Source organism: Geodermatophilus sp. URMC 63, assembly GCF_053502565.1.
Map to the genome: position 1 here is coordinate 916,333 of NZ_CP199956.1, position 13,353 is coordinate 929,685.

At 76.0% G+C, this 13,353-nt stretch carries 13 protein-coding genes; 8 read left to right on the top strand and 5 right to left on the bottom strand.

All coding sequences use genetic code 11. The features are described from left to right. Positions 1-48: 48 nt before the first annotated feature. From ACWIZO_RS04460 to ACWIZO_RS04475, 4 genes are all read right to left on the bottom strand, one after another. Positions 49-2,712, bottom strand: a complete 2,664-nt coding sequence (locus ACWIZO_RS04460) for a putative bifunctional diguanylate cyclase/phosphodiesterase (protein WP_448641315.1) — start codon at positions 2,710-2,712, stop codon at positions 49-51. Between the two features lie 121 nt (positions 2,713-2,833). Then, complete coding sequence (locus tag ACWIZO_RS04465) at positions 2,834-3,790, bottom strand: hypothetical protein (protein ID WP_448641316.1); 957 nt, start codon at positions 3,788-3,790, stop codon at positions 2,834-2,836. Continuing rightward, positions 3,787-4,080, bottom strand: coding sequence for a hypothetical protein (locus ACWIZO_RS04470; protein WP_448641317.1), 294 nt, complete (start codon positions 4,078-4,080; stop codon positions 3,787-3,789). Before ACWIZO_RS04470 ends, ACWIZO_RS04465 begins: the two co-directional genes overlap by 4 nt. 5 nt (positions 4,081-4,085) lie before the next feature. Beyond that, positions 4,086-4,706 carry a hypothetical protein gene (locus ACWIZO_RS04475; protein WP_448641318.1) on the bottom strand — a complete coding sequence of 207 codons (621 nt, stop codon included), beginning with the start codon at positions 4,704-4,706 and terminating at the stop codon, positions 4,086-4,088. A 391-nt stretch (positions 4,707-5,097) separates the two neighbouring features. Here ACWIZO_RS04475 and ACWIZO_RS04480 point away from each other — a divergent pair, with 391 nt between their 5' ends. The 8 genes from ACWIZO_RS04480 to ACWIZO_RS04515 all read left to right on the top strand — a co-directional run bounded on the left by ACWIZO_RS04480 (position 5,098) and on the right by ACWIZO_RS04515 (position 11,615). Next, positions 5,098-5,550, top strand: a complete 453-nt coding sequence (locus ACWIZO_RS04480) for a nuclear transport factor 2 family protein (RefSeq protein ID WP_448641319.1) — start codon at positions 5,098-5,100, stop codon at positions 5,548-5,550. A gap of 58 nt (positions 5,551-5,608) precedes the next feature. After that, a complete protein-coding gene (locus ACWIZO_RS04485; protein ID WP_448641320.1) occupies positions 5,609-6,256 on the top strand; it encodes a sugar O-acetyltransferase in 648 nt (215 codons plus the stop codon). Beyond that, a complete protein-coding gene (locus tag ACWIZO_RS04490; protein ID WP_448641321.1) occupies positions 6,253-6,858 on the top strand; it encodes a TetR/AcrR family transcriptional regulator in 606 nt (201 codons plus the stop codon). Before ACWIZO_RS04485 ends, ACWIZO_RS04490 begins: the two co-directional genes overlap by 4 nt. Before the next feature lie 57 nt (positions 6,859-6,915). Then, positions 6,916-7,386 (top strand): hypothetical protein, encoded by a 471-nt coding sequence (locus ACWIZO_RS04495; protein ID WP_448641322.1) that lies wholly within the window; start codon positions 6,916-6,918, stop codon positions 7,384-7,386. Between the two features lie 90 nt (positions 7,387-7,476). Next, positions 7,477-8,247, top strand: a complete 771-nt coding sequence (locus tag ACWIZO_RS04500) for an MFS transporter (RefSeq protein WP_448641323.1) — start codon at positions 7,477-7,479, stop codon at positions 8,245-8,247. Beyond that, positions 8,244-8,693: a helix-turn-helix transcriptional regulator gene (locus ACWIZO_RS04505; RefSeq protein WP_448641324.1), complete on the top strand. Its 450-nt coding sequence runs from the start codon at positions 8,244-8,246 to the stop codon at positions 8,691-8,693. The genes ACWIZO_RS04500 and ACWIZO_RS04505 overlap by 4 nt, the downstream gene beginning before the upstream one ends. Before the next feature lie 5 nt (positions 8,694-8,698). Then, positions 8,699-9,109 carry a VOC family protein gene (locus ACWIZO_RS04510; RefSeq protein ID WP_448641325.1) on the top strand — a complete coding sequence of 137 codons (411 nt, stop codon included), beginning with the start codon at positions 8,699-8,701 and terminating at the stop codon, positions 9,107-9,109. A gap of 112 nt (positions 9,110-9,221) precedes the next feature. Then, on the top strand, positions 9,222-11,615 hold the full coding sequence (locus ACWIZO_RS04515; RefSeq protein WP_448641326.1) for an ATP-binding cassette domain-containing protein: 2,394 nt from the start codon (positions 9,222-9,224) through the stop codon (positions 11,613-11,615). 67 nt (positions 11,616-11,682) lie between these two features. On the opposite strand, the gene ACWIZO_RS04520 is transcribed toward ACWIZO_RS04515, so the two are convergent. Beyond that, on the bottom strand, positions 11,683-13,233 hold the full coding sequence (locus tag ACWIZO_RS04520) for a hypothetical protein (protein WP_448641327.1): 1,551 nt from the start codon (positions 13,231-13,233) through the stop codon (positions 11,683-11,685). Positions 13,234-13,353 lie beyond the last annotated feature (120 nt).

Genomic DNA, 13,353 nt, shown 5'->3' on the forward strand with positions numbered 1-13,353 from the left:
AGGCTGCCGCGCGCAACCGGCCCGGTCAACGGGAGGGCTCCCCGCAGGTCAGGACGCCGGGGTGGCCTCCGGCAGCGCGCCCATCAGCGCGCCGGCGACGTCGGCCGGGAGCGGGCGGTGCAGCAGGTAGCCCTGCGCGAGGTCGCACGCCTGGGTGCGCAGCCGCTCGAGCTGGGCCGGCTCCTCCACGCCCTCGGCGACGACGTCGAGGCCGAAGGTGTGCGCCGCGCTGATGATCAGGCCCACGAGCTCCCGCTGGCCGGGGTCGGGCGAGGCCACGAAGCTGCGGTCGATCTTGAGCGTGTCGACCGGCATGTGCCGCAGCTGCCCGATCGAGGTGTAGCCGGTGCCGAAGTCGTCGATGGCGATGGACACGCCCGTGGCCCGCAGCTCGGCCAGGTGCGTCATGGCGACCGGGTCGTCGACCAGGACCGTCTCGGTGACCTCGAGGACCAGCAGGCGCGGCGGCAGCCCGGAGGCGGCCAGCGCGTCGGCGACGTCGGCCACGACGCGCCGGTCGGTCAGGTGCCGGCCGGAGACGTTGACCGCCATGGTCGGCTCGGCGGCACCCGGGACGGCCGGCGTCGCGGCCCGCCAGGCGGCGAGCTGCCGGGTGGCCTCGTGCAGCACCCAGCGGTCGAGGTCGCAGATGAGGCTCGAGCTCTCGGCGACGGGGATGAACTCGTCCGGCGGGACGACGGTGCCGTCGGCGCGCACCCAGCGCACCAGCGCCTCGTAGCCGCGCAGGTGCTGGTCGGTGACGTCGAGCACGGGCTGGTAGACCAGCCGCATCCCGCCGTCGGTGAGCGCCGCGGCGATCGCCGTCTCGGTCGCGGCGCGCGTGGCGAGCTGCCGGCGCAGGGCGTCGTCGAAGATCTCCGCCCGGCCGCGGCCGTGCTGCTTGGCGCGGTAGGCGGCGGTGTCGGCCTCGGCGAACAGCGCGTCGGCGTCGGCGCCGCCGTCCCGGCTGACCGCGACGCCGACGCTGGCGCCGATCTGCACCAGCCCGCCCACCTCGATCGGCTCGCTGAGCCCGGCGATGAGGCGCTCGGCGAGGTCCATGAGGTCCCGCTCGGTCTCGACCGGCTCCACCAGGACGACGAACTCGTCCCCGCCGAGGCGGCAGACGACGTCGCCCTGGCGGACCATCGCGCGCATCCGGGCGGCGACCTCGCGCAGCACGGTGTCGCCGGCGGCGTGGCCGTGGCCGTCGTTGACCGCCTTGAACCCGTCGAGGTCGACGAAGAGCAGACCGGTCATGTCCCCCGAGCGGCGGGCCCGGTGCAGCGCGGAGGTGACCAGGGTCAGCGCCTGGGCGCGGTTGGGCAGCTCGGTCAGCGGGTCGTGCGTGGCCCGGTGGGCCAGCGCGAACTGCAGCTCCTCGCGCTGGCGGACCGAGGTGACGATCTGGCGGATCGAGGCGTGCACGACCTCGCCCAGCGGGCCGGGCAGCGGCTGGTCGAGCAGGGCGTCGTCGAGGTCCCCGCGGGCGACCGCCTGGGCCTGGTCCTGGATCCGGCGCAGGCCGGCGACGGCCGCGCCGAGGGCGGCCGACACGGTGCGCACCTCGCGCGGCCCGTGCACCTCGACCTCGACCAGCTCGCCCTCGCTGATCCGGGTGGCCTGGCCGGCGAGCAGCCCGAGTGAGCGCGACACGGTCCGGCCGAGCCACACGGCGCCGAGCGCCGCCACCAGCAGCAGGCCGAGGCCGAGCTCGACCGTCCGCCGCAGGACCGCGGCGGCGTCCTCGCGGTCGGCCGCGGCCAGCGCGCGCACGTTGTCGACGGCGGTCCCGACCAGCCCGGCCAGCGCGGCGTCGCGGTCGGCGGTGCGGAACAGCAGGTCGGTCAGGCGGCCGACGTCGGCGGTCAGCTCGCCGGCCGTGGTCGCGGGCGTGACCAGCGCGTCGAGCTGGGTCACGAGCTCGGAGTCCCGCAGCTGCACCCACGCGGCGTGCAGCGACTCCTGGGACAGCTCCTCCATCTGCCGCTGCGCGTCGGTGTAGGAGAGCCAGCCGGTCTCCCACGCCAGGCGCGAGCCGATGAGGGCGCCGTCGGGGGCGAACAGCGAGCCGAGGTACAGGGGCGTCTGCCGGGTGGCGTCCTGCGCCAGGGTGGCGATGGTCAGCACGTCCTGGACGGCCCGCGCCGTCCGGGCCGGCACGCCCTCGGAGACGGCGGCGGCGGCCGCGGCGCGCTCGGCGGTCATCACGTCGTTGGAGACGTCGAGGTAACCGAGGTACAGCTGCTCGAGGCGCACCTGACCGGCGTCGCTGTCGGCCCGCAGGGCGGCCAGGTCCGCGGCCACGTGCTCGGCGACGGGGGCGCCGAGCGAGCCGGCGGGCACGGCGGCCAGCGCGGCGTCGGTGGCCGTGCGCGCCTCGACGGCGCCGTCGACCGCCATGCCGCGCGCGGCCGTCAGCATCCACGGCGTGACCCGCAGCGCGGTGGCGGCGGCCGGGTCGTCGATCACGGCCAGCGCGAGCGTCGGCAGGATCTCCTGCTCCGCCGCGGTCCGGACCGCGTCGAGGGAGGCGATGGCCCGCACGGCCGCCTCGGCGCGCCGGGCGCTGTCCACGTCCCCGCTGGTGTGCACGGCGATGAGCGACGTCAGGACGCCGACGCCGGCCAGCGGGACGGCCACCAGTGCGGTGAGGTGACACCAGAGGGCGGTCCCCCGGTGCCGGGTGCGGCGGGTCCGCGTGCGTGCCATGGCTCGTCCTTCGACAGGGTTGCGGACGGACTTGACCCGCCCTCCCGCCGGAGGGTGAGGCCGGTCCGTCCTCGATCGTGACCTCGTGGGCCCGCGGGCGGTCGCCCGCGGGCGGGCCGGGTCAGCCGGCGCCGCGGACGAGGCAGCCGCTGGCCGCGCCGCCGAGAGGCTCGGCGTCGAAGCCGCGGACGGCGAGGACGTCGGCCAGCGCGGCGTTCAGGACCTGCTGGACGTCGACGTCCACGTCGGCGCCGTACACCTGGTCGACGCTCATCCGGTCGTGCTGGCGCCAGGCGACGACGATGCCGTCCAGGGCCGGCTCGGCGCTCAGGCAGACGCCGCCCAGCGCGCCGTCGGGGCCGGTGGCGTCCCACAGCGGGAGGCCGGCCTCGGTCAGCGCGGCGGCGACCTCGACCACCAGGCCGGCCAGCGGGTCCTCCTCGGCGAGGCCGGTGTCCCAGTCCTCCGGCAGCCGGTCGAGCTGGTCCCCGAGGTGGGCCAGCCAGGCGGAGTCCTGCGCCGAGATCCGCCGGACCACCGTGCCGTCTGCGCGCAGGACGCCGTGCACCGCGCGGACGGACCCGTCGAGCCCGGTGGCCAGGGCCGTGCAGAGGGCGTCGGCCCGGGCGGCGAAGGGCCCGGCCACCGCGTGCTGCCCGGGCCGGTCCTCCGCGGAGTCGACCAGCCACCACGCCGTCGCCCCGCTCCCCGCCCCCAGCTGCCGTCCGGCGGGGTGGGTGGCCGGGTGGGGAGCCGGGTGCGTCGCCAGGCCCACCGCGGTCCGGGCCGCCGGGCGGCCCGGCGCCACGGCGCCCGAGGGCGCCGCCGCGGCGCCGGGGCCCGCGGGCACGGCCGGCACGCGGATCCCGGTCGCGGTGCCGGGCCCGGTGGCCGGCCCGGTCCGGCCGTCGGCGTCGTGCGGCCGCTGCTGCCGGACGGCGTTGCGCTCGAACTCGTAGCGGGCCGTCGAGCTGCGGCCCAGCACCACCACCAGCCCGGCCAGCGCGAGGAACCCCACGACGGCGACGACCGGCCACACGAGCAGCTCGGCGCCGCCGGCGGGGACCGGCGGGGTCACCAGGCGCACCAGGAGCGCTGTGGGCCGGCACCCCAGTCGGCCGCCCGGTGCAGCGCGGCGCGCGTCCGTGCGAGCAGGTCGGCGGGGCGGAGGGCAGCCGCGCCGCCGGAGGGCGCGACGCCGGCGGGGAGCTCTGCGCCGTCGGAGAGCTCTGCGCCGTCGGGGAGCTCGGTGTCGGCGGGGTCGATGCCGAGCAGGTCGAGCAGGCCGGCCAGACCGAGGCCGTCCTCGGCGGTGGAGGACGGGACGCGGAACGGCCGGCGCGCGAGGGAGAGGGTGGACGTGCTCATCGCGGTCAGGCGGCGCAGCGGACGACGGAGCCGCTCGCCCCGCCGCCGAGGGCGTCGACCTCGAACCCGCGCAGCCAGAGCACGTCGGCCAGGGCCACGTTCATCACCTGCTGCACGGCGCTGTCGGTGTCGGTGCCGTGCAGCTGCTCGACGCTCATCCGGTCGTGCTGGCGCCAGCCGACGACGACGCCGTCCAGGGCCGGCTCGGCGCTCAGGCAGACGCCGCCCAGCGCGCCGTCGGCGCCGGTGGCGTCCCACAGCGGCAGGCCGACCTCGGCCAGCACCGCGGTGACCTCGACCAGCAGGGTGGCCAGCGGGTCGTCGTCGGCGAGGCCGGCGTCCCAGTCCTCGGGCAGCCGGTCGAGCTGGTCGCCGAGGTGGCCGAGCCACGCCAGCTCCTGCGGCGAGGGCCGGCGGTGCAGCCCGCCGTCGGGGCGCCGGACGCCGTACACCGGTCGCACCGGCTCGTCGTCCTCGTCCCGCGCCGCGGCGGCCCAGCCGGCCCCGGCGCGGTCCTCGAAGGGGCCGGCGACGAGCCGGTCGGGGCCGTCCTGGCCCTCGACGACCAGCCACCAACCCAGGCGTGCCTCGCTGTCGAGGCGCAGTCCAGTACTGCGGAGGTCCACGTGATCCACCGTTCATCCCGTCCATGGGGCCACCGCAGGGGAAGTGCGACGGCATCCGCGAGCCGCCGGTGAGGGCGGCGCGGACGAGGGAAGTGTGGGGTCCGGGCCACCCCGCCACGCGCCCCGCGGCACGTGGTGGGACGCGGCATTACCGGATCGTTGTGCAGGCGTCCGGCCAGGCCGGTGACCCGCTGCTGCCGGCACCCACAAGTCGACCGGTCCGGCTCCCGCCGTGCGTGCGGACCTGCTGGGGAGCCGCGGTGACCCCCGACGGCGCCGCCGGCGCGGCGTGTCCGCGCGGCCACCCCGCGAGCCCGGGCTCCTCGTGCGCGGGGCGCCCGGCGGGCCGACACTGCACGGACTCCCCCCGCCACCCCCGCCTGGAGGCCACGTGTCCCGTCCACCCCTGCCGCCGTTCACCCGGGCGACCGCCGAGGAGAAGGTCCAGGCCGCCGAGGACGCATGGAACACCCGGGACCCGGAGCGGGTCGCGCAGGCCTACACACCCGACACGCAGTGGCGCAACCGCAGCGAGTTCCTCACGGGACGCGAGGCGGTGGTCGGGTTCCTGACGCGCAAGTGGCGGACCGAGCTGGACTACGCCCTGCGCAAGGAGCTGTGGGCCTTCACCGACGACCGCATCGCCGTGCGCTTCCAGTACGAGTGGCACGACGCGGGCGGCCAGTGGTGGCGCTCGTACGGCAACGAGCAGTGGGAGTTCACCGCCGAGGGCCTCATGCGGCGCCGGGAGGCCAGCATCGACGACGTCGCCATCACCGCCGCCGAGCGCCGGATCCACGGCCCCCGGCCGGCGGGTGACCGCACCGGCCTGCCCCTGCGCTGACCCGGACCGTCCGGCCGACCGCTCGCGGGCCGACCCGCCGGTGTGGACGCTCGTCCACATGGCGCCCCAGCAGGTTCCGGACCAGCGGACCATGCGCGAGCGGATGCTCGCCGGGGACCTGTACCTCTTCGACGACCCCGAGCTGGCCGAGACCAGCGCCGCGGCGTCGGACCTCGCGGCGGTCTACAACGCGACGACCGCGCGGCAGGAGCCGCTGCGCCGGGTGCTCCTGGTGCGGCTGCTCGGCGCCGTCGGGGACGGCACGGTGATCCGGCCGCCGCTGTACGTCGACCACGGGTCGCAGATCAGCGTGGGGGCCCGGTGCTTCGTCAACGTGGGGCTCGTCGCCCTGGACGTCGCCCCCGTCACCATCGGCGACGACGTGCAGATCGGGCGGAACGTGCAGCTGCTCACCCCGCTGCGCCCGGTGGAGCCCGGCCCCCGTCGCGACGAGTGGGAGGCGGCCGGGCCGATCGGCATCGGCGACAACGTGTGGCTCGGCGGCGGCGTCGTCGTGCTGCCCGGCGTGACGATCGGGGAGAACTCCGTCGTCGGAGCCGGGGCGGTCGTCACGAGGGACCTGCCGGCGAACGTCGTGGCCGTCGGCAACCCGGCCCGTGTGGTGCGCACGATCGACGAGCCCCCCGGCCGCGACCGGGCCGACCGGGAAGCCGACCGGGAGGCCGACCGGGAGGCCGGACCGTGACCTCCGGGGCGGGTCCGGTCGCGAGCGCCGGGGCGGCGACGGAGGCGCCCGGCGAACCGGTCCGCCGGGCACGTCGTCACGACCCCGACCGGCGCGCGCGGCTCGTCGCCACGGCGCTCGACGTCATCGCCGAGCACGGCGTCGCCGGTGCCACCCACCGCGCGATCGCGCGGGCCGCCGACGTGCCGCTGGGATCGACGTCGTACCACTTCTCCTCCATCGACGAGCTGCTGGCCGCCGCGTTCACCGTCCACGCCGAGCAGGTCGCCGGAGCGCTGGAGGAGTGGATGCGCGCCGCGCCGGACCGGCAGGCGGCGTTGGACGCGCTCGCCGCGCACCTGACCGAGGACCTCCTGGGGGACGAGCGCACGCTGGTGCTGGCGGTGGAGCTCTACGTCGCTGCCGCCCGGCGCCCGCAGCTGCGCGCGGTGACCCAGGAGTGGATGGTGCGCAGCCGCCGAGCGCTGGAGCTGCACTTCGACCCGGTGACCGCCCGGGAGCTCGACGCCCTCGTCGAGGGGCTCGTCCTGCACCAGTTCCTCTCCACGGACCCCATGACACCCGAGCAGGTCCGCCACGCGCTGCTCCGCATCACCCGCTGACCCGACGGCCGCCGCCTCGCGGCGCCCCTCTGCCCGACCGCTCCGGAGCCCTCCGCCATGTCGTCCGCCACGCCCTCCGCCACGCCCTCCGCCACGCCCTCCGCCCCTGTCGTCGAGCACCGCCTGCGCCAGGCGCGCGCCGCGGTGTCGGCGCTCTTCTTCCTCAACGCGGTCCTCTACGCGAACCTCGTGCCGCGACTGCCGGACATCAAGGACCGGCTGGACCTGAGCAACGCCGCACTGGGCAGCGCGATCGCCGCCATGCCGGTCGGCGCGCTGCTGGCCGGGCTGCTGGCCCCGCTGCTCATCCAGCGGCTGGGGTCGGCCACGGTGGGCGCGCTCGGGCTGGTCGTGCTCGCCGTGGCCGTGGCCGGCGTGCCGCTGGCCGGGTCGTGGGCCGCGTTCGCGGCCCTGATGCTCGTCGTCGGGGCGCTGGACGCGGTCGTCGACGTCGCCCAGAACGCACACGGGTTCCGGGTGCAGCGTGCCTACGGCCGCTCGATCGTCAACGCCCTCCACGGCCTGTGAAGCATCGGCGCCGTCGTCGGCGGGCTGCTCGGGTCCGTCGCCGCCGGGCTGTCGGTGCCGTTGACCGTGCACCTGGCGGCGTCCGCGGCCGTGTTCAGCAGCGTCGCACTGGTGGCGCACCGGTTCCTCCTCGCCGGTCCGGAGGACGCCGAGCGCACCGGCCCCGGTGACGGGGAGGCGATCCCGGCCGCCGGCCGCTCCCTGATGGGGCACGTCGCCGGCCGCACGGTCCTGCTGCTCGGCGTGCTGGGTGTGCTGGCGTCGTGCGAGGCGTTCGTCCAGGACGCCGGCTCGACGTGGGGCGCGCTCTACCTGCGTGGTGAGGTCGGGGCCGGCGCGGCCGTCGGCGGGCTCGCCTTCGTCGCGCTGCAGGTCGCCATGACCGCCGGCCGGCTCGTCGGCGACCGCGTCGTGGACCGCTTCGGGCAGCGCCGCGTCGTCCGCGTCGGCGGAGCGCTCACCGCCGCCGGCACGGGCCTCGCCCTCGCCGTGCCGTCCGTCGGCACGGTGATCACCGGCTTCGCGCTGGCCGGCCTCGGCGTCGCGACGCTCGTCCCCGCGGTCATGCACACCGCCGACGAGCTGCCCGGCCTGCCGCACGGCGTCGGCCTGACCGTCGTCAGCTGGCTGCTGCGCGTGGGTTTCCTGCTCTCCCCGTCGGTCATCGGCGTGGTCGCCGACGCGATCAGCCTGCGCGTCGCCCTGCTCGGCGTCGTGCTCGCCGGCCTCGTCGTCCTGCTCGGCGGACGCGTCCTGGCCGCGACCGCCCGGACCGGCGCCGACGAGACCGTGGACGTCGCGTCCCCGCCGGCTGCAGGCGGCGCACCGGCCACGGACGCCGTGGCACGATCCCGGGAGTGACCAGCAGGCCCGCCGCCGCGCAGCGCCTGGAGGACCTCGCGCGGCTCCGCCGCGTCCGCGACCGGATCGACCGGGAGTACGCGCAGCCGCTGGACGTCGAGGCCCTCGCCCGCGGCGTGCACGTGTCGGCCGGGCACCTCAGCCGCGCGTTCCGGCAGGCCTACGGCGAGTCGCCCTACGCCTACCTGATGACCCGGCGCGTCGAGCGGGCGATGGCACTGCTGCGGCGGGGGGACCTCAGCGTCACCGAGGTCTGCTTCGCCGTCGGCTGCTCCTCGCTGGGGACCTTCAGCACCCGCTTCACCGAGCTGGTGGGGATGCCACCGAGCACCTACCGGCGCCTGGCCGCCCAGGGCACCGAGGGCCTGCCCGCCTGCGTCGCCAAGCAGGTCACCCGACCGGTCAGGAATCGAGAAGCACCGGCGCGCGAGCCGCTCCTAGCGTGAGCGCCATGGACCTCACCATCCACACCACCGTCCTCCCGCACACCGACCCGGACGCCTCGCTGGCCTTCTGGCGCGACACCCTCGGCTTCGAGGTGCGCACCGACGTCGGCACGGGCCCGATGCGCTGGATCACCGTCGGCCCCGCCGACCAGCCCGGCACGTCCGTCCTGCTGGCACCCCCGGCCGCCGATCCGGGCATCACCGACGACGAGCGCCGCACCGTCGCCGAGATGATGGCCAAGGGGACCTACGGGTGGATCCTCCTGGCGACGAAGGACCTCGACGGCACCTTCGAGCGGCTGCAGGCCGGCGACGCCGACGTCGTCCAGGAGCCCACCCGGCAGCCGTACGGGGTGCGCGACTGCGCCTTCCGGGACCCCGCGGGCAACCTGGTCCGCATCCAGGAGCTGAGCTGAGCGCTCCGCCGTCAGCCGGACGGGTGTTCCGACCCGCGGGCGCCCCCGCCGATCAGGTAGACAGCGGACCGTCGCGGCGCCCGCGCCGGCCCTGCCGATGGACGGAGACACGATGAGCACGGTCACGAGCACCGATCCGCGGTCCCCCGCGGAGCACGCCGCCGACAGCCACGACCTGATCCGCGTGGTCGGCGCGCGCGAGAACAACCTCCGGGACGTCAGCCTCGAGATCCCGAAGCGCCGGCTGACGGTGTTCACCGGCGTCTCCGGCTCGGGCAAGAGCTCGCTGGTGTTCGACACGATCGCCGCGGAGTCGCAACGGCTGATCAACGAGACCTACAGCGCCTTCGTGCAGGGCTTCATGCCGTCGCTGGCGCGGCCGGAGGTGGACCTGCTCGAGGGCCTGACGACGGCGATCATCGTCGACCAGGAGCGGATGGGCGCCAACCCGCGCTCCACCGTCGGCACCGCCACCGACGCCAACGCGATGCTCCGCATCCTGTTCAGCCGGCTCGGCACGCCGCACATCGGTCCGCCCACCGCCTTCTCGTTCAACGTGCCGACGCGCAGGGCGAGCGGGGTGATGAGCACCGAGAAGGCCGGGGGCCGGGTCGAGAAGGCCGTGGTGCGCGACGTCGTCTACCTGGGCGGCATGTGCCCGCGCTGCGAGGGCATGGGGTCGGTCTCCGACTTCGACCTCACCGCGCTCTACGACGGGACCAAGTCGCTCAACGAGGGCGGCCTGATGGTCCCCGGCTACAGCATGGAGGGCTGGTACGGCCGCCTCTTCCAGGGCATCGGCCTCGACCTGGACAAGCCGATCGGGCGGTACACGAAGAAGGAGATGCACTCCCTCCTCTACGAGGCGCCGACCAAGATCAAGGTCGAGGGCGTCAACCTGACCTACGAGGGCGTGATCCCGCGGGTGCAGAAGTCGATGCTGTCCAAGGACGTCGACTCGCTGCAGCCGCACGTCCGGCGCTTCGTCGAGCGCGTGATCACCTTCCAGACCTGCCCCGAGTGCGACGGCACGCGGCTGACCCCGGAGGCCCGGTCCTCGACGATCGGCGGCAGGAACATCGCCGACCTCTGCGCCCTGCAGATCAGCGACCTGGCCGACTGGGTCCGCACGCTGCACGAGCCGTCGGTGGCCCCGCTGCTGACCGGGCTGCAGCACCTGCTCGACTCGTTCACCGAGATCGGGCTGGGCTACCTCTCCCTGGACCGGCCCGCGGGCACGCTGTCCGGCGGGGAGGCGCAGCGCACCAAGATGATCCGCCACCTCGGGTCGTCGCTCACCGACGTCACCTACGTCTTCGACGAGCCCACCATCGGCCTGCACCCGCACGACATCGAGCGGATGAACGGCCTGCTCCTGCAGCTGCGGGACAAGGGCAACACGGTGCTCGTCGTCGAGCACAAGCCCGAGACGATCGCGATCGCCGACCACGTCGTCGACCTCGGTCCGCTCGCCGGCACGGGCGGCGGCGAGGTCGTCTACCAGGGCGGCCTCGAGGGGCTCCGGGCCAGCGGCACCCTCACCGGCCGCCACCTCGGCTACCGCGCGGCGCTCAAGCCGGAGGTGCGGACGCCGACCGGGCGGCTCGAGGTGCGCGGCGCGCGCACCCACAACCTCCGCGACGTCGACGTCGACGTCCCGCTCGGCGTCCTCTGCGTGGTCACCGGAGTCGCGGGCTCCGGCAAGAGCTCGTTGATCCACGGCTCCGTCGCACCGAGGGACGGCGTCGTGGTCGTCGACCAGGGCGCAATCCGCGGCTCGCGCCGCAGCAACCCGGCCACCTACACCGGCCTGCTCGAGCCGATCCGCAAGGCGTTCGCCAAGGCCAACGGCGTCAAGCCGGCCCTGTTCAGCTCCAACTCCGAGGGCGCCTGCCCGACCTGCAACGGCGCCGGCGTCATCTACACCGAGCTCGGGGTGATGGCGACGGTGGAGTCCCCGTGCGAGGAGTGCGAGGGCCGGCGCTTCCAGGCGTCGGTGCTCGAGTACACGCTGGGCGGCCGCGACATCGCCGAGGTGCTCGCGATGTCGGTCACGCAAGCCGAGGAGTTCTTCGGCACGGGCGAGGCGCGCACGCCGGCCGCGCACACGGTCCTCGACCGGCTCGCCGACGTCGGGCTGGGCTACCTCACGCTCGGCCAGCCGCTCACCACCCTCTCCGGCGGCGAGCGGCAGCGGCTGAAGCTGGCCACCCAGATGGCCGAGAAGGGCGACGTCTACGTCCTCGACGAGCCCACCACCGGGCTGCACCTCGCCGACGTGGCCAACCTGCTCGCGCTGCTCGACCGGCTCGTCGACGCCGGCCGGTCGGTGATCGTCATCGAGCACCACCAGGCGGTCATGGCCCATGCCGACTGGATCGTCGACCTCGGTCCGGGCGCCGGCCACGACGGCGGCCGGGTCGTCTTCGAGGGCACCCCGGCCGACCTGGTCGCCGCCCGGTCCACCCTCACCGGCGAGCACCTGGCGGCCTACGTCGGCGCCTGACCGGAGGTCCTGCCCGGCGGCTGGGGACGGCGTCGGCCGCCGGCGGGTCGCCGGTGACCGGCTGCCGTCAGGGAGCCGCGGTCGCGGCGGTGGCCGCCTGGTCGACGACGTCGGCGGCCACGACCTCCGAGGCCGCGGTCGCGTCCCCGCCGTCCCCGCCGCCTCCGCCGTTCCCGCCGCCCGCACCGGCGCCGCCGTTCCCACCGTCGCCCCCGGCACCGCCGGTGGCGGTCGCGGCACCGGAGGTCGCGTCACCGGTGGTGGCGGTGTTGTCGGCGGTGGCGGTGTTGTCGGCGGTGGCGGTGTTGTCGGCGGTGGCGCTGCCGTCGACGGCGACGGCGGCGGCGGTCTGGGTGACCGTGGGTGCGTTCGCCGCCGTCGAGGCCGCGGTGGCGTCCCCGCCGTCCCCGCCGTCGCCACCGTTGCCCGCGCTCGCGTCGACGACGGCGGCCTGGTCGCTCCCGCTGCCGGGGGACGCGGACTGCTGGACGGTCGGGCCGGTGGTGACGGTGCCGCCGGTGCTGTTCGCGCCGCCGTTCCCACCGTCGCCCCCGGCACCACCGGTGGCGGTCGCGGTACCAGCCGTGGCGTCACCGGTGGTGGCGCTGTTGTCGGCGGTGGCGCTGTCGTCGGCGGTGGCGCTGCCGTCGACGGCGACGGCGGTGGCGGTCTGGGTGACCGTGGGTGCGTTCACCGCGACCGAGACGGCGGTGGCGTCCCCGCCGTCGCCGCCGTCCCCGCCGTTGCCGGCGCTGGCGTCGAACAGGAGGCTCTGGTCCCCCTCACCGCTGTGCGGCCGGTCCTGCTGGACGGTCGGGCCCGTGGTGATCGTGCCGCCGGTGCTGTTCGCGCCGCCGTCGCCACCGTCGCCCCCGGCGCCTCCGACGGCGGTCGCGGTACCAGCCGTGGCGTCACCGGTGGTGGCGCTGTTCTCGGCGGTGGCGCTGCCGTCGACGGCGACGGTCGTGGCGGTCTGGGTGACCGTGGGTGCGTTCACCGCGACCGAGACGGCGGTGGCGTCCCCGCCGGCACCGCCGTCCCCGCCGTTGCCGGCGCTGGCGTCGAAGACGATGCTCTGGTCGCCGTTGCCGCTGTGCGGCAGGTCCTGCTGGACGGTCGGGCCGGTCGTGATCGTGCCGCCCGTGCTCCCCGTCCCCCCGGCTCCGCCCGCGCCTCCGGCACCTCCGCTGGCCGTCGTGGCACCGGAGGTCGCGGCGCCCGTCGTGGCGGTGTCGCCCGCGGTGGCGGTGCCGCCGTCAGCAGCTGCCGTGGCGGTCTGGGTGACCGTGGGTGCGTTCACCGCGAGGGAGGCCGCCGTGGCGCTACCGCCTGCCCCGCCCGCTCCGCCCTTCCCGGCGCTCGCGTCGAAGACGACGACCTGGTCCCCGTCGCCGCTGTGCGGCAGGTCGAGCTGGACGACCGGCCTGCGGCTGATGGTGCCGCCGGTGCTGCCTGCCCCGGCAGTCGTGTCGTAGACGACGGTCTGGACGCCCTCGCCGCTGTGCGGCAGGTCCTTCTGGATGACGCGGGGCGTCGTGGACGCGCCGGGAGGGGCCGCGAGCGCCTGCGTCGAGCCGGCGAAGACCAGAGCGCTGGCGAGCACCGTCGCGGCCGTCATCCGGGTGACCGTGCGGGATCCCACGATCCGTCCCCCTCCGTCGGAACGTCCTGCGACGAGGACCGGATCCGCGCGGCAGGCAGACCCGACCCCTCGCCCGAGCGCACCGGGGAGCGCCCG